Below are 22,951 nucleotides of genomic sequence, written 5' to 3' on the forward strand. Positions count from 1 at the left end.
ACTTTTCCGCGTACACGTCTTTCGAGTACGCGCACCAGCCGCAGATCACCGGCCGGCAGCGGTGTCAGCGCGGGTCGAGGGGGTCGGCTCCGGCGTTGACGGCGAGTGCCGTGGCCGCGAGCAGGGTCACGACGCCGGTGACGACGACGGTTGCCGCGGTCAGGCCGATCGCGCCCGAGAGGGCTCCGATAGCGAGCACGGGCACGGCGAGACCGCTGTACGCGGCGATGAAGTAGGCGGCGACGGACTTGGCGTGGCTGTCGTGGGGCACGGCTCGGGTCAGCCGGCCGAGACTGCCCATGAAGGTCAGACCCGCTCCGAGCCCGCCGACCACGGTGCCGAGCGCGAAGATCGGGAAGTCCGCGGTCAGCAAGCCGGCCAGAACCAGAAGCAGCGCGGCGATCAGCAGGGGCAGGCCGTGCCGGATCGACCAGCGCGGGGGCCGGCCGCGGAAGGCGAGCTGGGCCGCGACGCCGGTCTCGAACAGGACGAAGGTGGCCAGCCCGGCGACGGCCAGGTTGTGGATCCCGAGGATGCCGGTGATGAAGCGGGGAGTGACGCTGGAGAACAGCCCGAGCAGGGTGAAGGTGGGGAAGACGGCGATCGCGGAACGCCAGTAGACCGACCGGGCCGACCGGGGAACCCCGACCCGTGGCGTCCAGTCGATCCGGCGGCCGGGGCGGCGCGGGTTGGTCTCGGGCAGCCGCAGCGCCACCAGTGTCACGACGCCGACGAGCGCGAGGAAGACGACGAACACCAGCCGGGTGGGGTCGGGCAAGTACTGGGCGAACACGCCGGCGGCCAGCGGCCCGAGACCGAGGCCGCCCATGTTCGCCGCGGTGGCGACCATCGGCGGGACCGCCCGGTTGGTGCCGGGGTACGCCTCGGCGAGGGCCGCGGTCGCGGCGGAGGTGATCAGGCCGACGCCGACGCCGCTGATGAAGCGGGCGGCCAGCAGGGTGACGAGGTCGCCGGCGAACAGGAACAACAGCGTCGACCCGACGGTCAGCAGCAACGCGGCGAGGATCAGCGGCTTGCGGCCGGTCTGGTCGGACAGCCCGCCGAAGAACACCAGCGCCAGCAGCGTGCCCACCACGTAGATCGCGAAGACCCAGGTGGTGACGGCGGCGCCGAATCCGAGCTCCGTACCCCACAGGGTGTACAGCGGGATCGGCAGCGTGCCGCCGGTGGTCAGCAGGGCGAAGGTCGCCGCGATGACGGTGAAGGAACGCCCGCGACCCGCCCGCGAGGCCGGGGTCGTGGGGGTGAGGACGGCATTGCCGGTCACGTCAGAATCTCCGTTCCGGGTGATGGAATCGGACCTGTTCCCACCCTCGCGACCTCGTCCGCCGCTGTCTTCGCGGCCAGCACCCAACCCCGCTACCCGGTAGCGGGAAGCCGAAGGTGGTGCCAGCGGCGATGCCGCGGCGAGGAGGTCGCACGAGGCTGGTACCGGTGGCGCGGCGGCACTCAGGACCGCGCGAATCGACCGGAGGAGAAATGGACTCGTCCCCAGGCTCGGCGGCAGTCGTCGCAGACCCGGCCGCCGCGCTTTCCCGCCCGGAAACGGACGTGGAGAACCCCAAGCGCTGGCGAGCCCTGGCCGTCACGCAGCTCGCGGCCTTCATGATCCTGCTCGACGTGAGCATCGTGAACGTGGCGCTGCCGTCCATCGAGCGCGATCTCGGGGCGTCGGCGGCGACGGTGCAGTGGGTGGTGTCCGGCTACGCGCTCACCATGGGGCTCGTCCTGGTGCCGGCCGGCCGGCTCGGCGACACCCTCGGCCGCCGCCGCATGTTCCTGTTCGCGCTGTCCGCGTTCGTACTGACCAGCGCCCTGAGCGGCGCGGCGCCGACGATGGGTCTGCTGATCGCCGCCCGCCTCGTGCAGGGAGTGGCGGGTGGCATGCTCCTGCCGCAGAACAGCGCGCTGATCCAGGAGTTGTTCCGCGGCGCCGAGCGAGGCCGGGCCTTCGGGATCATGGGCGGCACCGTCGGGCTGTCCACCGCGTCCGGCCCGGTGATCGGTGGGCTGCTGCTGACCGCGTTCACCGGCCATGACGGCTGGCGATGGGTGTTCTACGTCAACGTGCCGATCGGTCTGGTCGCCCTGGTGCTCGCCGCCCGGTTCGTGCCGGTCACCGCCCGCCGCCGGTCCGGCGCCCATCCGGATCTGGTCGGCACGCTGCTGCTGGGCGGCGGAGTCCTGAGCGTTCTGCTGCCGCTGGTGCAGGCCGACGGCGGGAACCTGCGCGGATGGTCGCCGCTGTTCGGCGTGGCCGTGGTGCTGCTGGCCGCGTTCGCCTGGTGGGAGCTGCGCACCGTACGCCGGGGCCGGGAGCCACTGCTCGATCCGCGGCTGAGGCGTACGCCCGGATTTCTCGCCGGCTCGACCGTCGGGCTGGTCTACTTCGCCGGGTTCACCGGCCTCTGGCTGGTGATGGCGCTGTTCCTCCAGGACGGGCTGGGCTACTCGCCGCTGCGCTCCGGTCTGGCCGTCACCCCGTTCGCGTGCGGGGTGGCCGTGTCCGCCGTCGTCGCCGGCCGGCTGGTGCCCCGGGCCGGGCGGTGGCTGACAATCGCCGGGCTGAGCACGGTCATCGTGGGTGTGGCGACGACCGCGTTGATCCTTCGGCACGTGGACGGGAACGCGTCGGCGTGGGCGATCGCGGGGCCGCTGCTGTTCGCCGGGCTCGGCGGGGGCCTGGTCACCGCGCCGAACATCACGCTGACGCTGCGGAACGTACCGGTGCGGACGGCGGGCGCGGCGGGCGGCGCCCTGCAGACCGCCCAGCGCCTCGGCTCGGCGATCGGCACCGCGGTGCTGACCGTCGTGTTCTACCGGGTGCTCACCGCCACCGGGCACCACTACCCGGCCGCCGTGTCCGGCACGCTGTTGTGCTCGTGCGGGTTCATGGCGCTGGGCCTGCTCGTCGCCATCGTGGAGCTGAGGCGCCACGGGCGTGATCAGCGAGCCTCGAGGAACTTGACCACGGCGAGGACCCGGCGGTGATGATCGGCGGTGTCGGGCAGGTCGAGCTTGCTCAGGATGTGCCTGACGTGTTTCTCGGTGGTCCCCTCGGTGATCCAGAGCCGCCGCCCGATGCCGGCGTTCGAATGTCCCTCCGCCATCAGCTCCAGGACCTCACGTTCACGGCTGCTGAGCTTCGCCAGCGGGTCGTCGCGCCGGTTCGCCATGACCAGTTCGTGCACGAGGGCGGGGTCGACGACCGACCCCCCGGTCGCCACGCGGCTCAGCGTGGCGAGGAACTCCCCGACGTCCGTGATGCGGCTCTTCAGCAGGTAGCCGACGCCGCGGCCGCTGGCCAGCAGCTCCATCGCGTGTTCCACGTCGACGTGGGCCGACAGCACGAGGACTCCGGTCTCCGGCAGTTCCCGGCGGATGGTCCGCGCCGCCTCGAGTCCTTCGGTGGTGTGCGTGGGCGGCATGCGGATGTCGGCGATCACGACGTCGGGTTTCGCGGCCCGCGCGAGGATGAGCAGCCGCTCGCCGTCGCCGGCCTGCCCCACCACCTCGTGCCCCGACCGGTCGAGCAGGCTGGCGATGCCCTCGCGCAGGAGGACGTCGTCCTCGGCCACTATCACTCGCAGCCCGGCCATGACCCCGAGATTTGCACACGAGCCGTTCTCGGCGCTACCTGCGGCCCTGACACCCGCTGCCATCCAGGACGGATGGAGGCTGCCGGGGATGCCGGCGCGGCCCGCCGTGGCGATGCTGGGTTCGAGAGGGAATGGCGAAAGACAGGAGACACATCATGGCTGGTACGTACGAGGGCGTTGCGCTGCTGGGGGCCGGGATCATGGGTTCGGCGATGGTCCGTAACCTGCTGGTGGCCGGGCTGCCCGTGACCGTCTGGGATCGGTCGCCGGAGGTCGCCGCGCCGCTGGGCCAAGTGGGCGCCACGGTCGCCGGATCACCTCGGCAGGCGGTCGCCCGTACCGTCATCACGATGTTGCCCACCGCCGACGTGGTGGGGACGGTGATGTTCGACGGAGGCGTGATCGAGGCGCTCCCGCGCGACGCGGTGTGGGCGCAGATGGGCACCATCGGCCTCGAGGCGACCGCCGATTTCTCGGAACGGCTGCGCCGGTTACGACCGGACGTGTCGTTCGTGGACGCACCGGTGTCGGGCAGCAAGGGACCGGCCGAGGCCGGACAGCTGCTCATCCTCGCCTCCGGACCGGCCACGGCGGAACCCGTCGTGCGCGCCCCGTTCGCCGCGATCGGCCGCAAGACGGTGTGGCTCGGGCCGGCCGGGCACGGCACCGCGATGAAGCTGGTGGTCAACGCGTACATGTCGATCCTGGTCGAGGGTGTGGCGGAGGCCCTGGAGCTCGCCGCCCGCCTGGGCATCGAGCCCTCGGGCCTGGCCGAGGCGATCGAGGGCGGCCCGCTCGACGCCCCGATCGCCGACGCCAAGCTGCACAAGATGGCGGACGGCGACTTCGCGCCCGAGTTCCCGCTGCAGTGGGCCCTGAAGGACGTGGACCTGGCGATCGCGGCGGCCGGTGCGGACCGGCTCCCGCTGCTCGAGGCGCTGTCCGGCCAGTGGAAGGCAGCGGTGGACGCCGGCCACGGGCGCGAGGACATCAGCGCCGCCCGCGCGGCGGTGGGCCTGCACCCGGCCCCGACCGGTCAGCTTGCGTAGGTCTTGCCGTAGAGCGGCGGCCGCGATCGAGGAGTGCCGCCTTCCGGAGGCGTCCGGAAGGCGGCACTGTCACATGGGTGGAGCTAGGCCGCCGCTCGCCAGCTGAGCGGGACGCCCGTCACCCCGGTCGAGTGCGGTCGTGTGCCCGCGGCGGTCATCAGCCAGATCTGCGGGTCTTTCGCGTACCACCTGGCCGTCCGGAGACCAGACCGGGTTCTCCTCCGCCACGTCGGGCGTGTTCGTCACCTGTCGTTTCGCGCCGGTGACCGCATCCACCAACCACAGGTCGCCCGCGGCCACGACCGCGATGGTGTTGCCGCGCGGACTCCAGTCGAGGCCGCGGGCCGCGGGCAGGTCGGTGAGCACCCGCGAGGCGGACCCGTCGGCCCGGTAGATCCGTACGGTGCCCTGGGCGGGCGCTGCGATCCGCTTGCACGGTTCCTTTCGCCGCTCGATGACTGTTGGTGGCGATGATGCCGCACAGCGTGGTCGTGGCGCAGCCCCCGCTCGCGCCGTCGGCCCGGGTTCATTCGACGAGGATGATTTCCCGCTCTCGGCCGGTCCCCGACACTGACGGCTCGGCGGAAGAGTCTTGAGGAGCGTCCATGTTTGAGGGAAGCATGCTCCAGCCCGAGCGCAGCAAGTACTGGTGGGTCGAGCTGGTGGTCGGGATCGGCTGGCTGATCATCGGCTGGCTGGTGCTGCGCGCGAACGTGACGTCGCTGGCCACGGTCGGCCTGCTGCTCGGAGTCCTGTTCATCGTGGCCGGCCTCAACGAGATCTTCGTGGCCACCATGGTGAGCGGCGGCTGGAAGGTCCTGCACTGGGCGATCGCCGTGATCCTGCTGCTCGGCGGCCTGTGGGCGCTCATCCGCCCGGTCAACACCTTCTTCGCCCTGGTCTCGGTGCTGGGGCTGGTGCTGTTCCTGGAGGGCGCCTTCGAGATCGTCCGCGGTGTCGCCTCGCGCGGGGACAATCCGTACTGGTGGCTCGGCCTTGTGGTTGGTGTGCTGTTGATCCTGCTCGCCCTGTGGGTGTCCGGTTCGGACCGCATCTTCAACCTTCAGGCGCGCGCCTTCCTGGTGCTGTTCTGGGTCGGCCTGATGGCGCTGATCCGCGGGGTCACGGCGATCGTCCTGGCCTTCGTGATCCGCCGCGGGGATCGGTCACTAGCGCCGGCGTGAGCGGGACGACCTAGCCCAAACTAGGGAGTAACGCCAGCTCAGGTGGCGTCGCCAGCGGACTCCGGGAAGCAGTTCGCGGGCCAGGTGGCGCATCGTCGAGTAGCGCTCCGGCGGCGGCCAGACAATCGGTGCCAGGGGATCCCCGGCCGGGTCGGCGGTACGGCGCCGGAACCGGCCGGCGATCTGCGCCGCGACCTCGATCGGGAGGTCTCGGGGCAGGTCCGGCCGGGCCAGCCCGACCACCACCAGCACGCCACCGGGCGCCACCAGGCTTCGCAGCCGGAGGAGTCCCTCGCGGGCATCCAGGTGGTGCAGCGAGGCCACGGCGCTGACCAGGTCGAATCCTTGCGGTGCCAAGTCCGTGCTGCGGAGGTCCCCGACGACGTACCGGATGTCACCCGCGTCGGGATGGAGTCGGCACCGCTGGACGCACGGCTCGTCCCGATCGAGGCCCACGACCTCCGGAATACCTCGCCGGCGCAGGTCCCGGGTGAGCTCGCCGTTGCCGCAGCCGATGTCGGCGGCCCTCCTGCAGCCGGCCGGGATCGCGTCGAGCACCAACGACTCGTATCGGGAGCTCACGGGTGCCGAGCGTAGGAAGCCGACGCAATTTCCGCGTTCAGTTGGCGTCGGTCTTGCCGTAGAGCAGTCGCCGGACGGCCGCCCGCGACGCCAGCAGGGCGAGCACGAGCACCGTCACGGGTATGAAGCCGCCCAGACTGACCGAGCCACCGAAGACGACGTCGATCAGCCAGAGCACGACGAGCTTGCTCCCCGCCGCCACCACCCAGAGCATGAGGGCCGAGGTCGCCTTGGCCAGCCGCGTGGTCGCCCCGCGCAGCCGGGCCAGGACGACGCCTTTGAGGAGGAGCACGAGCTCCAGAGTGACCTTGAGCAGGGCGGCCGTCAGCAGCGAGAGGGTGAAGGTCTCGCTGATGACCGCCGGGAGGTACTGAATGGCGAGGTTCAGGACGACCACGTAGACGAAAACGTCGATCACGTCGGCCGGGTCGACGACGACCCAGGCTCGCAGCGGCCGGCGCCGGGGACGGGTTTGGCCTGTCACAAGACTGAATCCTGCCGGACAACGCGGCCTCGATCGAGGAGCGCCCGCCACCAGCTGCCGAAAGACCCGGTCGGCCGAGGTGGGGCTGTACTGATCTGTTACAAACTCACCATGACTCCGTTACCGCAGCTGGCGGGCCGTCCGATGGTCACCGACGGCGGCCTCGAGACCGACCTCATCTACCACCACGACGTCGACCTGCCGGATTTCGCGGCGTACCCGCTGGTCGACGGCGAGCACGGGCGAGAGCTGCTCCTGCGCTACTACGAGGCGTACGTGGAGATCGCCCGCCGAGCCGGCGCCGGTGTCCAGCTGGAGACACCGACCTGGCGCGCGAGCGGCGACTGGGGCGACCGCCTCGGCCACTCCGCCGCCGACCTGCGCCGGATCAACCGCGAGTCGGTCGCCATGCTGGCCCGCCTGCGCGACGACCTCGATCCCCTGCTGGTCAGCGGCTGCGTCGGCCCGCGCGGCGACGGCTACGTGGCCGGCGAGGAGGCCTCCCCCGACGACGCGGCGAGATACCACGCGCCGCAGATCGAGGCCTTCGCCGAGGGCGGCGCCGATCTCGTCTCCGCGCTGACCATGACCGGCGTCGGCGAGGCGATCGGCATCGTCCGCGCCGCACGCTCGGCCGGCCTTCCGGTGGCCATTTCGTTCACCGTCGAACTGGACGGCCGACTCCCCTCGGGCGCGACGCTGGCGGAGGCCGTCGCCGCGGTCGACGCCGACGCCGCCCCCGACTACTTCATGGTCAACTGCGCTCACCCCGGCCACATCGCCCCCGGCCTGGCCGGCGAGGGCGCCTGGCGGTCACGCATCGTGGGCCTGCGGGCGAACGCGTCGGAGCGCAGCCACGAGGAGCTGGACGCCGCCACCGAACTGGACGAGGGCGACCCGGTCGCGCTCGCGCGCGCCCAGGACGCCCTTCGCCCCCTCCTGCCCCGCCTCGCCCTCATCGGCGGCTGCTGCGGCACCGACGCCCGCCACGTGGCCGCGATGTGGGGCCTCGACAAGATCTAGATCAGCGGGAGCAGATCGCGTACGCGCGGACCGGGCCCTCGGTCGGGACGACCGAGTTGGCGATGACGTCGACCCGGGTGGCGAACGGCCTGACGATCATGGCGGTCCGGCCGTTGAACGCCTCACCGGCGGCGTCGGTGACGACCATGCCGGCCGGGCAGGAGGCCGAGGCGCTCTGGACCGCGACCGGAGTGGACTCCGGGATGCTGTCGGCCCGGACCACCTGCAGGTCGGCCGTGGTCGGCACGCAGACCGCGTATCCGATCAGGAACCAGGTGCCGGCGAAGCCGTCGGCGTCCTCACTGGCGTTGAGCAGGGTGGAGGCCGGGAACTGCCGCGCCGCGGTGTTCATCCGGACCTGCCCCTCGCCGCCCTCGACGCGGCCGCCCGTGCCGATCAGGTTGGTCCCGCTGGGGCATTGTGCGCCGCCCTGCTGGAAGGCGTCCGAGGTGGGTGGCTGAGCCCGGACAGCGGTCACGATCTGCAGGCCCGGCACCGGGTTGGCGCAGATCGCGTGCGCGGTCAGCGACCAGTTGCCGGGCTCGCCGACCTGGTCCTCGGAGGCCGAGACCTCATATGCGTCGCCGGTGCCGGAGGTGACCGGCCGCAGCTCGGTGATCCCGATGTGCGCGGTGGTGGTGAACGACCCGCCGCCGATCTCGCCGCCGCCGCCGAGGATCCGCTTGCCGGCCGGGCAGGAGGCCACCACGGTCTTGACGGCGGTGCTGTCCGAGGCGCCGATCACGGTCGTCGTGGTCACCGCGCTGACGGCCGCCGCCGCCGGGCCCCCGATCGTCACGCTTCCGGCGAGCGCCAGCACGACCGCCCCGAGAATCGCCCCGGACCTGCGTAGATTTCTCATCACCCATATCCCCCTCGTGTCGGTTTTCCGCGCCGAGCGTGCGGCGGCCGGGCCGCTCGCGGGGAGGTTCCGGACGATCCCGGACGGATCACAGACACAGCGCTGGCCCCGCGGGGGACACGTTGCTTACCTGGATCGATGAACGCGCCACCCGACCCGGGCCGGGCCGGCACGCTGGACGAGCTGACGCAGGTGCTGCGGCTGCTGAAGGTGTGGGCGGGCGATCCCTCGTACGAAATGATCAAGAATCGCATCAATGCCGCCTGGTCCGCGGCCGGTCGTCCCGCCGGGGAGCTGGCGCGGAAGAACACCGTGGCCGATTGCTTCAAACGAGGCCGGCGGCGGATCAATGCCGATCTCGTGATCGCGGTGGTGCGGGCCCTGCATCCCGACGCCGCCTACGCGGCGCAGTGGGCGCAGGCGCTGCGGTTCGTCGGCGGGGAGATCACGGCGGCCGCCCAGGTCCGCGTCCAGGATCGCCTCCCGGAGGATCCGGCCGGTTTCGCCGGGCGGGCGGCCGAGCTGAGCGGTCTGCCCCGCGCCGGCACGGTCGTGATCACCGGCATGGCCGGGGTGGGCAAGACCGAGTTCGCCGTGCGGGCCGGTCATCGGCTCGGATTCGCGCGCGTTCTCTTCGTCAATCTGCGCGGCTTCGATCCGAGCCGCCCACCGGCCGAGCCCGGCGCGGTCCTCGACGGCTTCCTGCGCGGGCTGGGCATGCCGGGCGGGGAGATCCCGCACGACCTGCCCGGCCGGAAGGCCGCCTATCGGGCCCGGCTGGCCGGGACGCCGACGCTGGTCGTGCTGGACGACGCCGCCGACGAGGCCCAGATCCGGCCGCTTCTCGCCGAGCGCCCGGACTGCCTCACGCTGGTCACCAGCCGGCGTCGGCTCGCCGGACTGCCGCTCGCCGCGCGCGTCGTGCTCGACGTCTTCACCGCCGACGAGGCCACGGCGTACCTGATCGACGCCGCCCCCGAGGTGCCGATCGGGCCGGATCCGGAGGCGCCGGCCCGGATCGCCCGCCGGTGCGGTTACCTGCCGCTCGCCGTCGGCCTGGTCGCCGGCCGGCTGCGCGGCCGTCCGGGGTGGACGTTCACCGATCACGCGGACCGGCTCGACGCCTGCCGCCTCGAGGCCGGCGTGGAGCTCGCGCTCGACGTCTCGTACCGCCATCTCCCGACGGAGCGCCGGTGGGTGCTCCGGTCACTCTCGCTGCATCCCGCGCAGGATTTCGACGCGTACGCGGTGACGGCGCTCGCCGGAATAGACCTCGTCGCGGCGACCGGGCACCTGGACCTCCTGCACCGCGACCACCTGCTCCGGCGCGGTCCGGCCGGCCGGTTCACCTGCCACGACCTGGTCCGGGCGTACGCCGCCGAACGGGCCGCCGACGAGGACCGCCGGACCGACCGGGAGGCCGCCCGGACCCGTCTGCTCGACTACTACGTGGGCACGGCCGCGGCCGCCATGGACGCCCTGCACCCGGCCGAGACCGCGTCCCGGCCGCGGGTGCCCCGGCCGGCGACGCCCACCCCGAACCTGTCCCGCCTGGATGTCGCCCGGGACTGGCTCGACACCGAGCGACCCACCCTGGTGATGGTCGGCGCGCACGGCGATCCCGCGCACGCCGTCCGCCTGTCCGCGATCCTCTACCGCTACCTCGACAGCGGGTATCTCGCCGAGGCCATCACCCTGCACCGGTACGCCCTGCGCGCAGCCGAGGACCTCGGCGACGACACCGCCCAGGCCCGCGCCCTCGCCTACCTGGCCAGCGTCGACCTGCGGCTCGGCCGGTACGGGCCGGCCGTCGAGCGGTTCGAGCGAGCGCTCGCCCTGTCCCGGCGCGACGGTGATCTCGCCGGTCAGGCGCGCAGCCTGTCCGGCCTGGGCTTCACTCTCGAGCGCCTGGGCCGGTACTCGTCGGCCGTCGACCATCTGGAACGGGCGCTCCCGCTGTTCCGCCGGGTGGACGACCTGACCGGGGAGGCGCGGGCCCTGGACAACCTGGGCATCGTCGAGGCCCGGCTGGGCCGCCGGTACGGCGCCATCGAGCACTACCGCCGGGCCCTGGTCATGTTCCGGCAGGCCGGCGACCGGGGCGGCGAGGCGCGCACGCTGAACAACCTCGGCTACGAGGAGGCGCGGCTGGGCCGCCATTCCGCCGCCGACCACCTCCACCAGGCACTGGCCATGCACCACCTGCTCGGCAACCGCGTGCAGGAGGCGTGGACGCTGGACAGCCTGGGCACGATGTACCAGGTCGCCGGGCAGCCGACGGCGGCGGCCGAGCAGTACCGCCAGGCGGAGGCCATCTTTCACGAGATCGGCGCGCGCGACGGGCAGGCTACCGTCCTCAACGGACTCGGCGAGGTGGCCGCCGCTCTCGGCGACCCGGCCCGGGCGCTGACCCTGCACACCGAGGCGGCCGCGCTCGCCCTCGACTGCGCCGACCGCGAGCAGCAGGCCCGCGCCCACACCGGCCTGGCCCGCGCCCACGACGCCCTGAACCAGGCGGCTCTCTCGGCACGGCACCGGCGGCGGGCCGGCGCGCTGTATCGCGCCCTCGGCCAAACCGGGGAAGGGCCCCCTCGCGTACGCGGAGAGGGCCCTTCGAAACTGCCGGCGTCTACTTCTTGATCTTGGCGACGGTGTAGGTCACCGGCTTGGAGAGCCGCTCGTTGCCGGAGGAGTCGACGACCAGCGCCTGCATCGTCACCTTCTTACCGGCGTCCGCCGCGGTCGGCGTCCAGCTGAACAGGTACGGCGCGGTGGTCGCGGTGCCCACCTTCTCGCCGTTCACGATCAGCGAGGCGGACTTGATCGCGAAGTCGTCGGTGCCCCGGATCAGCGGGGTCACCGCCGTCCCGACCCTGAACGTCGCGCCACTTCCCGGGTCGGCCAGCTCGGCCGTCGGGTCGTTGTCGACCACCGCTCCCACACCGGTCGGCACCCCGCGCGGCGCGGACTTGAGCGACTTGGTGATCTCCACCGTGTCGATACCGGTGCTGTCCGGCCCGGAGACGACCGGGGCGTCGCCGAGATAGCTGCGGTTGACGAAGAACGGCGCGCCCTCCCGCACCGCCGTGTTGGCGGCGTCGGCGTTGTACGCCGCGTAGCCGTTGCCGGTGATGATGTCGCCCTCGGCCGTGACGTTCCCGGAGTCGGTGAGCAGCACGCCGTAGGCGTTCCCGGTGATCCGGCTCGCGTTGACGAAGCCGTCCACACCGGACGTGTACTTCACGCCGGCGGCGGCCGGGTTGCCCTCGACGACCGTGTCGCTCACGTACCCGTGGTAGCGGATGCCGGTGCGGACGATGTTGTCGGCCGCGCCGTCCTTGCCGCGGGCGCCGTCGAACAGGATGCCGCCGGACTGGTACCCGGTGACCACACTGTCCGCGACCGTGAGCTCGCTCTCCACCGTTCCCGAACTGGAGCCCAGCAGCATGCCGGTCTTGACGATGCCCCAGCCGTGCGGGTGCGCGGCCTTCTCCTCGTCCGTGGTCGCGACCTTCATGGGCCCGACGACGCTGTCCGAGACGCGACCGGCCGCGCCGAAGTAGGCGATGCCGGCCTCGGCCCAGACGTTGCCGGCGGTGACCGTCACGCCCGAGATGTCGACGAACATCTCGTTGGTGTCGGTCGAGCCGAGCGACTGCCGCGACACCGTGATCACGTTGCCGCCACCGTCGCGGAGGTACGGGTCGGTGCCCGCCAGCGTGGTGAGCGACTGGTCCGGCTCGATGGTCACCTTGTCCGCGCCCGCGCCCTTGATCTTGAGCGGCTTGTTGATGGTGAGGCCGTTCTTCGCACCGGTCGCGACCGGGTTGGAGGTGGCGTTCACCGGGGTCGAGGACTCCTGGTAGGTGCCGGCGCAGACCACGATCGTGTCCCACGGCGACGCGTAGTCGACCGCCGACTGGATCGAGGTGAACTGCGCGTTCGGGCACTGCTGCTTGTCGTCGTCGACGGTCCAGGTGGTGCTCTTGCCGAGCAGCTCCAGATTGCCGGGCGCGTTGTTGTACGACTCCAGATAGTTCGCCGGGATCGGGCCGCCGAGCGTGTACCGGCCGTAGCCGGCGCCGTTCGCCTTGGTCTTGCCGTCCGACAGGATCTGGGCGCCGGCCGCGGTCTCCTGGAAGCGCACGTCGGCCAGCTGGATCGAGCCGGACTTGGGCAGGTCGCCGGTGCCGAACTTCAGCTCCAGCTTGGACAGATCGCCCACGTCCACGCCCTGCTTGGTGAACTCGGTCAGCGGTACGCGGATCTGGTCGAGCACGATGTGCGTGTTCGGGGTGTTCGTGCCGGTCGACATGTGCAGGGCGTTGCCCCAGCGCGGGTCGCCGGCGTCGACCGATGCCGTGTGTCCTTCGAGGTCGGTCAGCACGATCTGGAAGTTCTGCGTCGTCGAGGTCGGGTCGTACGAGGTGGGCTTCTCGTTCGGCCAGACCGGGCTCGCCGCGGTGCCGTTCACCGTGGTGTCCCGGGTGTTGTCGCCGCGGTTGTCGGCGCCGGGGTTGCGGGTGTCGAAGAAGTTGACCGCGGCGTCCAGCGCCAGGGACTTCATCTCGTTCACGTTCTTCGACGCGGCCGGGATCTTGGCGGTGAGCGTCGCGGGCGAGCTCTGGTCCCAGGCCAGGGTCAGCTGGCGGCCGTACGACTGGTTGACCGGGCTGTTCTCGCGGATGCCGTTCTGGCCGCCGAGCGCCGTGGCCGCGGGCAGCGGGCACTGCTTCATGGCGGTGGGCAGCCCGGTCTTGCCGAGCTGCGACGGCGCGAAGTCCATCGGCTCCGGGTTGCACCAGTCGTAGCCCTGCGCGGTCGCCGCCGGCTTGGTGGTGACGCCGGCCGCCTGGGCGTACGGGTCGGCGAAGCCGCTCCCGCTCAGCGTGCCGCCGAGCGCGTTCTGGGTGAGCGGGTTCTGCACCTCGGGCCGGATGACGTCGACCCGTTCCTGCGGCGCCCCGAAGTAGGTGGTGTTGACCCGCTCGTTACACGGGATGGCCTGGCCGGACGCGCTCGTCGGGCAGGCCGACGCGGGGATCTGCAACCCCGTGGCGGTGTTCGACAGCTCGCCGGTCATGTACGGCTCGAACGCGCCCTCGCCGCCGATGTAGCGCCGGAAGAACGCGGCCATCGTGGCCAGGCCCAGCTTCTCCTGGTCGCCCATCCGCTCCGCGTCACCCGAGATCTTGGTGTTGACCGCCGGGTTGAGCGGGTCGGAGTTGTCGATGGCGTAGTTCTGGGCCGGGTCGGTGTAACTGGCCGCGCCGGAGAGCCGCAGGTTGTGCGGATGGATGTTGTTGGTCGCGAACGGCGCCGAGTTGCCGCAGGCGGCGTCGTTGTTGGCCTGGCCGTCCGCGCCGCCGTCGGCGTACCAGACGGTGTTGTACCAGTTGTGGATCGCGCCGAGCTGCTCGACCTGGATCCGCGGGAACGGGTCGTCCGGGTTGACGTACTGGCTGCGCTCGAACAGGCGGGCGCCCTGCAGGTTGGAGACGTCGCCGTCGCACATCGGCAGAATTGCCATGTACGGCATGCCGTACGGCGCCTTGCGCTCGTAGTCGACCGGGGCCAGCGAGATGACGCCGCTGATCGGGTAGCGCGGTCCGTCCGTACGGATGCGGTTGTAGTCAAGGAAGTTGGCCACCGCGTCACCGCCGCGGGAGTGACCCATCAGGCCGATCCGGGTCATGTCGAGGTGACCCGAGAGCGTCGTGCCGATCGTGGTGTGCGCGTCGATGGGCAGGCCCTTGGCCTTGCTCGCCGCGGTGATCGCGTCCAGGGTGGCGGCGATGAGCATGCGCCGGTTGTGCATGCCCTTCCCCTTGTTGTTGTCCTGACGCATCATCAGCTGGTCCTGGGAGATGGAGAACGTCGTGTAACCCCAGGTGGCGAGGTTCTCCGCGAGATACGCGTACCCGTCCTCGTTGTGCTTGAACTGCGTGCAGGACGCGGTCGTCGAGTCCTGCCCGGCGTCGCACGAGCCGTGGTTGCCGTGCACCAGCACGAGCAGCGGGGACGGCGTCTTCCGCAGGCTGTAGTCCGGCATGTACAGCTGGCCGCGGATCTCGACCTGCTCGGCCGCCTGCGCGGTGCCGGCCGTCGGGGCGGCGCCGTCGGAGTTCGGCTCCTCGATGGTGGCGAGGCCGAACTTGGCCTCCTCGATGACCTGGTGGCCGTACGGGCCGCGCGCCGTCGGGTCGGGCAGGGCGGCCGGCTTCGTCGTCGCGGTGGTGGTGGTGGTGGTCGGGTTGGTCGCTGCAGCCGCTGGTGTCGCCAGTGCCAGGGGGATCACCAAACCGGCAATCACCCCGAATATTCGTGCGGTCACACAATTCTCCCGGCAAGAAGGTTGAACCTTTGAACAGCCGGGACGTTAAGCAGCAGACGTTTCTCACGGATTTCTGAATTCGCACGTCTTTCACCGAGGTTGCCGGGTGGGGCTACCCAGCGCTTCAGCGCCAATACGCCGCCAATTGGCAGCACGCCGTCCAAATCGGTCAAACGATCGAGCTAGGCGAGACACGGGGCATCTATAAAACCGAAATACGGCGGATGTTTTCGCGTCGTGGGCCGTTCACACGCTGGCTGTATCGCTACGCCGACGGCCTGGCCGAGGTCGACCCGGACGGGCGGGCCCGGATGGTCCGCCCGGCCGCTGTCCGAATCGGGACTAGTTACTCGACCGGCCAACAGTTCGCTGAGAGCATCGGTCGTGACCACGATCCTGTTGATACGGCACGCGGACATCGACCTTCCACCGGCCAGTGCGGATCCCTCGCTGAACGACGCCGGGCGCGAGCGTGCCCGGGCACTCGCGCACGTCGTGGGCTCGGCCGGCGTGACCACGGTTTTCACTTCGTCGTTCACGCGTACGAAGGAGACGGTGGAACCGCTTCTCGAGGTGCTCGGCATCAGCGGGCGGGAAATGCCGTCCCCGGCCGCCGTCGCGCGGTCGGCCCGGGCCGGGGAACTCGGCGCCGTCGTGGTGATCGCCGGTCACAGCAACACCGTCCCGGAGGTGATCGAGGCGCTGGGTGTGCCGACGCCGCCCGTCATCGGCGAAACCCAGTTCGACAATCTGTTCGTCGTGACACTCGCCGAGCCCACCGGCGCAAGCATGCTCGCGCTGAAATACGGCCCGACCGTCAGGGGAGCATCGCCGGGCCGGCGATGAGCGCGGCGAGCTGATCGTCGGTGAGGAACCAGTCGCCGAGGGCCGAGGTCGGTGCCTGCTTCTTCGGGTGGCGGTTGACGGCGTCCGGGGGAAGCTGGGCCTTCTCCGACTGGAAGTCGGGCACGCTGCGGCTCTCGGTGATGATGAGGGCGCCGTTGCGCAGGAACTTCGTCGCGGTGATCACGTCGATCTCCGGGGCGGTGTTGTCCCAGTGTTCCCGGGTCACGCGGATTGTCGTGCCGTTGACGTCGATGGCCTTGCAGGTCGTGCCCGGCTGATCGTTGTACCGTTTGGCCATCTCGGGTCCGCACACGTCGCCGGTTGGCACCGGCCTGCCGTCGTTGACGATCTGCGCGGCGATCCAGCCGACCCGGCCGTCCTTCGACACGAGCACGCTGACGTTCGCGGCCGCCAGCACACCCCCGCCCTTGCCGACCGGGGCGGCGGGATCGGTCGGATACGGCGTCCGGCTGGTCGAGAACGGGTACTGCGACGCGGCGGTGTAGCCCGGCGGCAACGCTCGTTTGATCGCCATGAACATCTTCTTGTCGTGTGTTCCGGCCGCCTGCGCGTAGGGCACGTCCGGCGCTGCGGCCGAACTCGGCGGCGGGTTCGTCGCGGGTGATGCGCCGGCCACCGCCGCCGGCGCCTGGTGGCCGGTCAGCATTGGCGCGGCGAGCACCGCCGTACCGGTGAGCGCCGCGGTGGCGAGGAGGCCGCCGCCGGCCCGAATCGCCGAGCGGCGCGCGGTCGAGCGGCGTACGGCGGCCAGCATCTCGGCGCCGTCGCGCATCGGTGGCGGGGCGTCGAGCAGCTGCTCGCAAAGGTACTTGACGTCGTTCATTTCCGTCCTCCCGTGGTCGATCGCGTCAGCTCGCCGAGCGCGTCGCGCAGCTCACCCAGGCCGCGCGAGGTCTGGCTCTTCACAGTTCCGGTGGTACAGCCGAGAATCTCCGCGACCTGCTCGACGGACAGGTCCGCCCAGAAACGCAGGATCAGCACGGCCCGACGCCGCTTGGCGACCTGCTGCAACGCGTTCCGCAGCACCTCACGGTCCTCCGAGCCGCGCACCTCGGGCGCCGTGACATCGAGCACGGCGTCCTCGGGCGCGGTCGGGCTCTCCCGGCGCCATGGCCGCCGCCGTTCGTCGAGAAAGGTTCGCAGCAGCACCTGTCGCGCGTACTGGTCGATCGTGTCGTGTCGTTCGATGCGCGGCCACGCCCGGTACAGCTTGGTGAAGGTGACCTGGGTCAGGTCCTCGGCCAGGTGCCAGTCGCCGCACAGCAGATAGGCCGTGCTGCGCAGTTGCGCCGCGCGAACGGAGTAGTACGCGACGAACTCCTCGTCGTACGCGCGCCGAAATCCCGTCATCTTGTCCCTTCGCTCCTCAGTCGGGATAGACACGAGACGCGAGGCGCGGGAGGTTGCTCGGTTTCACAAACCCATTCCCGAATCCGCCGTACGGGGTGGTACTAGGCCCCCCTCGGAAACGGGGCGCAGTACCCGTGATTCGGCCGAACGGAACGGGCACGCTCATTTCAGACACCAGCGCACGCAGACAGGGAGCGGCTCATGCAACGGCGCACCATCCTCACCGGCACGGCACTCGGCGTCGCGGGCGCCGCCCTCGGACTGTCCCCATCGGCCGAGGCTAGCCCCGCGGCGACCCGCAAGCTCATCGCGATCCGGGGCGTGACCGTGATCGACGCGTCCGGCGGCGTCCGGCGCGGATGCACCGTGCTCATCCAGGGCGACCGCATCCTCGACGCCGGCCCGGCCCAGCGGGTACCGGTCCCGCACGACGCCACCGTCCTCGACGGCTCCGGGAAGTACCTCATCCCCGGGCTCGCCGACATGCACACGCACGCCGTCGGCATCGACGACACCGATCCCGAGCTGTACGTGGTCAACGGCGTCACGACCACCCGGCAGATGTCGGGCAGCCCCGAGGCCCGCGCCTGGCAGGGGCAGATCGCGGCCGGCGCCCGCCTCGGCCCGCAGTGGTCGATCGGCAGCCGGATCGTCGACGGCGCGCCCTCGCTGTGGGACGGGCTGGACGTCGACGGGTCCGTGCACGTCTCGGTCGCGAACCCCGCGGAGGCCCGATCCGCCGTTCAGCGGGAACACGCCTCCGGGGTCGCCTTCATCAAGACGTACACGCGGCTGACCCGCGAGTCGTTCCTCGCCGTCGCCGACGAATCCGCCAAGCTCGGGCTCCCGTTCCTCGGCCACGTGCCCGACTTCGTGACGCTGACCGAGGCCAGCGACCGCGGCATGCGGACGATCGAGCACCTGTTCGAGGTGTGGTACGACACGTCGAGCGAGGAGGACCGGCTGCGCCGGGCCGTCGCCGCGGTGCCGATCGGGCCGGGCGACTACAACGGCTGGTTCACCAAGATGCATCCGTACGAGTACGCCGCGGCCCGCAGCTACGACCGGCGCAAGGCGGCCCGGGTGTTCCACCGGATCGCTCGCAACGGCACGTTCTTCACGCCGACGCTGGTGCTGCACGAGACCAACGACATGCCCGAGCAGATCGACCGCCACGACCCCCGCTACCGGTACTTCAGCCCCGACGTGATCGGGTACTGGGACTGGGCGCTGGACAACCTGTATCTGCCCGGCCGTACCCCGGCCCGGATCGCCGAGTCGCGGGAGCTCTTCCGGCGCCGCCTGGCGCTGACCGCCGACCTGGCCGAGGCCGGCGTGCCCCTGATGACCGGGACCGACCTCGGCACCACGTACCTGATGCCCGGCTTCAGCCTCCACGACGAGCTGGCCCGGTTCGTCCGGGCGGGCCTCAAGCCGATGGAGGCCCTCGCCGCCGCGACGCTGAACCCGGCCCGCTACCTGGGCCGGCGCGACCAGGGCGTGATCAGTCGCGGGGCGGTCGCCGACCTGGTTCTGCTCGACGCCGACCCGCTGCACGACATCCGCAACACGACCCGGATCGACAGCGTCTTCGTCCGCGGCACCCACCTCGGCCCGGCCCGGCGCCGGCAGATGCTCGCCGACATCGAGGCCGCGGCACAGCGACCGAAGCCGGCTGCCGCGGCCCCCGTCGCCTTCCGTGGCTGCCCGTGTCACGGAGCAGTCCCGCCCGGCATTTCGGCCTGACCATCTTCGAGTCGTACCTATCGATTGGTACGACGGCCAGGCAGTCCGATGATCAGAATCGCGCCGACGGTCAGGTGCATGGCGAGCAGCACCAGCTTGCAGCTGATACCGACGCCGCTGCCGAGCGGCCCGGCCAGCGACAGCACCAGCAGGATCGACGCGATGATCCGGTACGTCCGAGCGGGCCGGCGGACGGTCCGCTCCAGCACGGCGAGCAGCGCCCAGGCGGCCAGACCGGCGATCAGGGCGGTGACCGCGACTGTGGCCGGGCCCACGTGCTGGACGGTTCCGCCCTGGCGGACGGCGAGGTCGATGCCTCCCCACGGGTCGTTGACGGCCCAGAGGATCAAGGCGCTCGCCGCTCCGCCGACGACGGCCACGCCGCGGCCGGCACGTCGTACGGTCGAAGTGGTCTTGATCTGCTTCATGTCGTTCGTCATGCCGACAAGCGTCGCGATCCGGGGTGGCCCGCACATCGGGCCGCCGACCGGGCGCAGGCTTTCCTAAGCAAGGCCGCCGTACGACTTTGGATAGTGTCGCCGGCCGCCACCTGCTGGTTAGTCTCGCGGCGTGGACAGCTCCGAAGACTGTGACCGCCCTCCCCGGGCCGCGGCCGTCGTCACGCTGACGGCCGTCTCCGGCGCGCTGATCGGGGGAACGATCGTGGGCTGGTGGGCCGGCCGCGCGCTCGGCCCGCTCTTCGCCCTCGACCTGGTGGCCGGCGTGCTCAGCTGGGCGCTGACGCCGCTGACGCTGTGGCGCCCGGTTCCCGCCACGGCCGTGCTGACCGCGCTCGCCGCGGTGTCGCCGGCCGCGACCCCACCGGCCACGATCGGCGCGGTCCAGGTGACGCGGCGCCGGCGCTTCCCGATCGGGATCGCGGCGGCGGTGGGCGGGATCGGCGCGCACGCCATCCAGGGCGCCTGGCGACCCAACGGCGGCATGTCGTACGGATGGTGGCTGGTATTGATCACCGTCGGTTACGGAGCGCTGCTCGGCTGGGGCGCCTGGGCGCGGGCCCGGGAGGCGCTGATCAGCTCGCTGCACGAGCGGGCCCGCCGCGCCGAGGCGGAGCAGGGCCGCCGGGTCGCCGAGGCGCGCATGCTGGAACGCCGCAAGATCGCTCGGGAGATGCACGACGTCCTCGCCCACCGGCTGTCCCTGCTGGCCACGTTCGCCGGCGCGATGGAGTACCGCCCGGACTCCTCCCCCGAGCAGCTGTCCCGGGCGGCCGGGGTGGTGCGCGCCGGCGTACACCAGGCCCTCGAGGAGCTGCGCGAGGTGATCTCGCTCTTGCGTGACGACGCCCCGGAGGACGGCGACGGCAGCCGCCCGCAGCCGGTGCTGACCGATGTGCCGCGGCTGGTCGAGGAGTCCCGGGAAGCCGGGACCGAGGTGCAGCTGCGCGACACCGTGGAGGAGCCCGCCGAGGCGCCGCCGGCCGTGGCCCGCACGGCGTACCGGGTCGTCCAGGAGGGCCTGACCAACGCCCGGAAACACGCGGCGGGGCAGGTGGTCCGGGTGGCGTTGCGCGGCGGGCCCGGCGAAGGACTGGAGATCGACGTACGCAATGGGCTGTTGCCGCAGCCCGCGGCGCCCGGCTGGTCCGGGGGCGCGGGGCTGGTCGGCCTCACCGAGCGGGTGCACCTGGCCGGCGGGCAGCTCGACCATCAGGAGGTCGGCGGCGAGTTCCGGCTGCACGCGTTGATACCGTGGCCCTCGTGACTCAGCCGGTGCGCGTGCTCGTGGTCGACGACGACGCACTCGTCCGCGCCGGGCTCACGATGATGCTGGACGGGGCGCCCGGGATCTCCGTGGTCGGTGAGGCCGCGGACGGCGACCAGGTGCCGGCCGCCGCCGACGCGCACGCCCCCGACGTCGTACTCATGGATCTGCGCATGCCACGCGTCGACGGGATCACCGCGACCCGGCGCCTGCGGGCGCGACCGCACCCGCCCGAGATCATCGTGCTGACCACCTTCGACACCGACGAGAACATCCTGCACGCGCTGCGGGCCGGGGCCAGCGGTTTCCTGCTCAAGGACACTCCGCCGGCCCGGATAGCCGAGGCGGTCCGGCAGGTCGCGGCCGGCGAGCCGATCCTGTCGCCGGGCATCACCCGGCGGTTGATGGACCGGGTCGCCGTCCAGGCCGGCGCCTACGCTCGCGCCAAGGCGACTCTCGCCACGCTGAGCCCGCGCGAGCGCGACGTGGTGGTGGCGGTCGGCCGGGGCCACAACAACGCGGAGATCGCCGCGGCGCTCGACATGACGCTGGGCACGGTGAAGACCCACGTCTCCCACATCCTGACCAAACTGGACCTCGACAACCGTACGCAGATAGCGCTGCTCGCCCACGACGCCGGCCTCACCTGACCGCGTCTCCTCGATCGGCTCATTGCGTGCGCCATCCGCCGCCGGCGAATCGCACGAACCGCGCGATGAGCGGGGTGAGATGGGCGAGAAGACTGATGATCAGCGGAGCCGCCACGGCGGTGATCGCCATGCCGAGCAGGCCCACGATGCAAACGGTGATCTCGTTCCAGCCGGTGATCCGGTACGCGAACTGCCGGAACGGTTCGACGTTGTCGTGCAACCACACCGAGGTCAGCGCGGTGGCGGGGGTGGCGACGATCAGCAGAGTCCAGGCGCCACGGGCCCGGCCGCGGGCGGCCTGTGCCAGCGCGTGGACCACCGCGGCGGCGATCAGTGCCACGGCCGCCAGATGCAGGGCGTACGTGGCGGGTACGCGGTAATCGCAGCACGTGGCGTAGGAGGCCGCGGGCGGATCCCACATGCTCGTCGTGCCATTGACCAGGTCGACACTGGCGGAAGGCAGCGGCAGACGCGCCTTGGCGGCAACGCCGGCGACGACCGCGACCACCAGCGGGGCCAGCCGGAGAGCCCGGGAGGGGTTGGCGGGCAGGGGCAGTGCCACCAGCCCGAGCGCGAGGAATGCCAGCGGGAAGAAGGCCGGCAGATCCGGCACCGGCGCGTGCACGGCGCGCACCGCGACACCGGCGACGACCAGGACCAGCGTGACGCCGGCCGAGATCCGCGCCAATCGCCCCGGCGAGACCGCCGCGACGACCGAGGTCACCAGCCATCCCAGGTACGCGCAGGCGAAGAAGGTGGCGAACGGGCCGAAGGAGCCGGGATCGTCCGTCGACCGGCCGCCCCGCAACTCGAACGCCACCAGGAGATAGACCGACAACGCGGTCAGCGTGCTGAGCGCGAAGACCGCGGCGGTGGGCAGAGCGTCCGCGAGGCCGCCGAGCCGGAGCACGCGCAGCCATTGCCGAATCCCGCCGAGCAGCAGGTCGACCGCGTCGGAGAGGCGGGGACGGCTCCGCGGGCCGGCCATCTCCAGGTACATGTCGACCAGTTCCCGGCCGCGCTCACGCCGGTACTTCCCCGGATAGGCGAACAGCAGACGGCCGTACGAGCTCGCGAGCTTGTCGTCGTTCACGCCGGACCTCCGGCCGGGGCCGCGGCGCTCCCGGGGCGTCCGAGCCGCGCGGTGGCGGCCGCGACGTGCCGGCGCATGCGCTCGGTCTCGGCCCGCAAGGCCGCTTCGCCGTCCGGGGTGAGCCGGTAGTAGCGGCGCAGCCGGCCGTCGACAACCTCTTCGCGGTCCCGCGCGGCGAGGCCGTCGTCGCACAGGCGGTCGAGGGCACCGTAGAGCGTGCCGGGGCGCAAGGCGACCCGGCCCTCGGACAGCCGGTCGACCTCGGCGATCAGGCCGTAGCCGTGCAGTGGCTCGCCGGCCAGCGCCATGAGAATCAGGAACGTCGGTTCCCGCAGGGGATCAGGCATGCCGGGCAATATATCGGACGCGAAGGTATCTTCGA

21 protein-coding genes are annotated in these 22,951 nt (G+C 71.5%); 9 read left to right on the plus strand and 12 right to left on the minus strand.

Annotation, left to right across the window (positions count from 1 at the left end; translation table 11 throughout):
- Positions 1-64: 64 nt before the first annotated feature.
- On the minus strand, positions 65-1,288 hold the full coding sequence (locus A3CQ_RS51260; RefSeq protein WP_020509451.1) for an MFS transporter: 1,224 nt from the start codon (positions 1,286-1,288) through the stop codon (positions 65-67).
- Positions 1,289-1,500: 212 nt separating this feature from the next.
- Between A3CQ_RS51260 and A3CQ_RS0103120 the strand changes: the two genes are divergently transcribed.
- The gene (locus A3CQ_RS0103120) at positions 1,501-3,012 is read left to right on the plus strand and encodes an MFS transporter (RefSeq protein ID WP_051115125.1); all 1,512 of its coding nucleotides are present in this window, start codon (positions 1,501-1,503) and stop codon (positions 3,010-3,012) included.
- Here the strand turns inward: A3CQ_RS0103120 and A3CQ_RS0103125 are convergent.
- Positions 2,967-3,611, minus strand: a complete 645-nt coding sequence (locus tag A3CQ_RS0103125; protein ID WP_211216475.1) for a response regulator — start codon at positions 3,609-3,611, stop codon at positions 2,967-2,969. The genes A3CQ_RS0103120 and A3CQ_RS0103125 overlap by 46 nt on opposite strands.
- Before the next feature lie 164 nt (positions 3,612-3,775).
- Here A3CQ_RS0103125 and A3CQ_RS51265 point away from each other — a divergent pair, with 164 nt between their 5' ends.
- On the plus strand, positions 3,776-4,669 hold the full coding sequence (locus A3CQ_RS51265; RefSeq protein WP_020509454.1) for an NAD(P)-dependent oxidoreductase: 894 nt from the start codon (positions 3,776-3,778) through the stop codon (positions 4,667-4,669).
- Between the two features lie 69 nt (positions 4,670-4,738).
- Here A3CQ_RS51265 and A3CQ_RS0103135 read toward each other — a convergent pair whose 3' ends face one another.
- Positions 4,739-5,035 carry a PD40 domain-containing protein gene (locus A3CQ_RS0103135; protein ID WP_020509455.1) on the minus strand — a complete coding sequence of 99 codons (297 nt, stop codon included), beginning with the start codon at positions 5,033-5,035 and terminating at the stop codon, positions 4,739-4,741.
- A gap of 239 nt (positions 5,036-5,274) precedes the next feature.
- Between A3CQ_RS0103135 and A3CQ_RS0103140 the strand changes: the two genes are divergently transcribed.
- Positions 5,275-5,853 (plus strand): HdeD family acid-resistance protein, encoded by a 579-nt coding sequence (locus A3CQ_RS0103140; RefSeq protein ID WP_084698883.1) that lies wholly within the window; start codon positions 5,275-5,277, stop codon positions 5,851-5,853.
- Here A3CQ_RS0103140 and A3CQ_RS51270 read toward each other — a convergent pair.
- Both A3CQ_RS51270 and A3CQ_RS0103150 read right to left on the minus strand, forming a co-directional pair.
- Positions 5,839-6,435 (minus strand): class I SAM-dependent methyltransferase, encoded by a 597-nt coding sequence (locus tag A3CQ_RS51270; protein ID WP_020509457.1) that lies wholly within the window; start codon positions 6,433-6,435, stop codon positions 5,839-5,841. The genes A3CQ_RS0103140 and A3CQ_RS51270 overlap by 15 nt on opposite strands.
- Positions 6,436-6,472: 37 nt before the next feature.
- A complete protein-coding gene (locus A3CQ_RS0103150) occupies positions 6,473-6,919 on the minus strand; it encodes a hypothetical protein (RefSeq protein ID WP_020509458.1) in 447 nt (148 codons plus the stop codon).
- Positions 6,920-7,030: 111 nt separating this feature from the next.
- Between A3CQ_RS0103150 and A3CQ_RS0103155 the strand changes: the two genes are divergently transcribed.
- A complete protein-coding gene (locus A3CQ_RS0103155) occupies positions 7,031-7,942 on the plus strand; it encodes a homocysteine S-methyltransferase family protein (protein WP_026205235.1) in 912 nt (303 codons plus the stop codon).
- A gap of 1 nt (position 7,943) precedes the next feature.
- On the opposite strand, the gene A3CQ_RS0103160 is transcribed toward A3CQ_RS0103155, so the two are convergent.
- Positions 7,944-8,804 carry a hypothetical protein gene (locus tag A3CQ_RS0103160; RefSeq protein ID WP_157295223.1) on the minus strand — a complete coding sequence of 287 codons (861 nt, stop codon included), beginning with the start codon at positions 8,802-8,804 and terminating at the stop codon, positions 7,944-7,946.
- A 138-nt stretch (positions 8,805-8,942) separates the two neighbouring features.
- On the opposite strand from A3CQ_RS0103160, the gene A3CQ_RS0103165 reads away from it, so the two are divergent.
- Positions 8,943-11,444: a tetratricopeptide repeat protein gene (locus A3CQ_RS0103165; protein WP_020509461.1), complete on the plus strand. Its 2,502-nt coding sequence runs from the start codon at positions 8,943-8,945 to the stop codon at positions 11,442-11,444.
- Here A3CQ_RS0103165 and A3CQ_RS0103170 read toward each other — a convergent pair.
- Positions 11,434-15,138: an Ig-like domain-containing protein gene (locus A3CQ_RS0103170; RefSeq protein ID WP_157295225.1), complete on the minus strand. Its 3,705-nt coding sequence runs from the start codon at positions 15,136-15,138 to the stop codon at positions 11,434-11,436. The genes A3CQ_RS0103165 and A3CQ_RS0103170 overlap by 11 nt on opposite strands.
- A 384-nt stretch (positions 15,139-15,522) precedes the next feature.
- Here A3CQ_RS0103170 and A3CQ_RS0103175 point away from each other — a divergent pair, with 384 nt between their 5' ends.
- Entirely contained in the window at positions 15,523-15,984 is a 462-nt protein-coding gene (locus A3CQ_RS0103175; RefSeq protein WP_020509463.1) for a SixA phosphatase family protein, read from the plus strand.
- Here A3CQ_RS0103175 and A3CQ_RS0103180 read toward each other — a convergent pair.
- Together A3CQ_RS0103180 and A3CQ_RS0103185 are read right to left on the minus strand one after the other, a co-directional pair.
- The gene (locus A3CQ_RS0103180) at positions 15,956-16,828 is read right to left on the minus strand and encodes a hypothetical protein (protein WP_020509464.1); all 873 of its coding nucleotides are present in this window, start codon (positions 16,826-16,828) and stop codon (positions 15,956-15,958) included. The two genes, A3CQ_RS0103175 and A3CQ_RS0103180, sit on opposite strands and share 29 nt — an antisense overlap.
- Complete coding sequence (locus tag A3CQ_RS0103185; RefSeq protein WP_020509465.1) at positions 16,825-17,355, minus strand: SigE family RNA polymerase sigma factor; 531 nt, start codon at positions 17,353-17,355, stop codon at positions 16,825-16,827. The genes A3CQ_RS0103180 and A3CQ_RS0103185 overlap by 4 nt, the downstream gene beginning before the upstream one ends.
- A 201-nt stretch (positions 17,356-17,556) precedes the next feature.
- Between A3CQ_RS0103185 and A3CQ_RS51275 the strand changes: the two genes are divergently transcribed.
- Positions 17,557-19,101, plus strand: coding sequence for an amidohydrolase family protein (locus A3CQ_RS51275; protein ID WP_020509466.1), 1,545 nt, complete (start codon positions 17,557-17,559; stop codon positions 19,099-19,101).
- Between the two features lie 17 nt (positions 19,102-19,118).
- On the opposite strand, the gene A3CQ_RS0103195 is transcribed toward A3CQ_RS51275, so the two are convergent.
- Positions 19,119-19,541 (minus strand): DUF6069 family protein, encoded by a 423-nt coding sequence (locus tag A3CQ_RS0103195; protein WP_020509467.1) that lies wholly within the window; start codon positions 19,539-19,541, stop codon positions 19,119-19,121.
- Positions 19,542-19,671: 130 nt separating this feature from the next.
- Here A3CQ_RS0103195 and A3CQ_RS0103200 point away from each other — a divergent pair, with 130 nt between their 5' ends.
- Complete coding sequence (locus tag A3CQ_RS0103200) at positions 19,672-20,826, plus strand: sensor histidine kinase (RefSeq protein WP_020509468.1); 1,155 nt, start codon at positions 19,672-19,674, stop codon at positions 20,824-20,826.
- Entirely contained in the window at positions 20,814-21,476 is a 663-nt protein-coding gene (locus tag A3CQ_RS0103205; protein ID WP_020509469.1) for a response regulator, read from the plus strand. Before A3CQ_RS0103200 ends, A3CQ_RS0103205 begins: the two co-directional genes overlap by 13 nt.
- Positions 21,477-21,495: 19 nt before the next feature.
- Here A3CQ_RS0103205 and A3CQ_RS0103210 read toward each other — a convergent pair whose 3' ends face one another.
- The gene (locus A3CQ_RS0103210) at positions 21,496-22,569 is read right to left on the minus strand and encodes a hypothetical protein (protein WP_020509470.1); all 1,074 of its coding nucleotides are present in this window, start codon (positions 22,567-22,569) and stop codon (positions 21,496-21,498) included.
- On the minus strand, positions 22,566-22,916 hold the full coding sequence (locus A3CQ_RS0103215; RefSeq protein ID WP_020509471.1) for a PadR family transcriptional regulator: 351 nt from the start codon (positions 22,914-22,916) through the stop codon (positions 22,566-22,568). The genes A3CQ_RS0103210 and A3CQ_RS0103215 overlap by 4 nt, the downstream gene beginning before the upstream one ends.
- Positions 22,917-22,951 lie beyond the last annotated feature (35 nt).

Origin of the sequence: Paractinoplanes globisporus DSM 43857, assembly GCF_000379645.1 — a bacterium.
In the GTDB taxonomy this organism is placed as follows: Bacteria; Actinomycetota; Actinomycetes; order Mycobacteriales; family Micromonosporaceae; genus Actinoplanes; species Actinoplanes globisporus.

Excerpts from the sequence above, each read along its gene's own strand:
- A3CQ_RS0103120 (WP_051115125.1), top strand. The coding sequence starts at position 1,501 with ATGGACTCGTCCCCAGGCTCGGCGGCAGTCGTCGCAGACCCGGCCGCC.
- A3CQ_RS51265 (WP_020509454.1), top strand. The coding sequence starts at position 3,776 with ATGGCTGGTACGTACGAGGGCGTTGCGCTGCTGGGGGCCGGGATCATG.
- A3CQ_RS0103140 (WP_084698883.1), top strand. The coding sequence starts at position 5,275 with ATGTTTGAGGGAAGCATGCTCCAGCCCGAGCGCAGCAAGTACTGGTGG.
- A3CQ_RS0103155 (WP_026205235.1), top strand. The coding sequence starts at position 7,031 with ATGACTCCGTTACCGCAGCTGGCGGGCCGTCCGATGGTCACCGACGGC.
- A3CQ_RS0103160 (WP_157295223.1), bottom strand. The coding sequence starts at position 8,804 with ATGAGAAATCTACGCAGGTCCGGGGCGATTCTCGGGGCGGTCGTGCTG.
- A3CQ_RS0103165 (WP_020509461.1), top strand. The coding sequence starts at position 8,943 with ATGAACGCGCCACCCGACCCGGGCCGGGCCGGCACGCTGGACGAGCTG.
- A3CQ_RS0103180 (WP_020509464.1), bottom strand. The coding sequence starts at position 16,828 with ATGAACGACGTCAAGTACCTTTGCGAGCAGCTGCTCGACGCCCCGCCA.
- A3CQ_RS0103185 (WP_020509465.1), bottom strand. The coding sequence starts at position 17,355 with ATGACGGGATTTCGGCGCGCGTACGACGAGGAGTTCGTCGCGTACTAC.
- A3CQ_RS51275 (WP_020509466.1), top strand. The coding sequence starts at position 17,557 with ATGCAACGGCGCACCATCCTCACCGGCACGGCACTCGGCGTCGCGGGC.
- A3CQ_RS0103195 (WP_020509467.1), bottom strand. The coding sequence starts at position 19,541 with ATGACGAACGACATGAAGCAGATCAAGACCACTTCGACCGTACGACGT.
- A3CQ_RS0103215 (WP_020509471.1), bottom strand. The coding sequence starts at position 22,916 with ATGCCTGATCCCCTGCGGGAACCGACGTTCCTGATTCTCATGGCGCTG.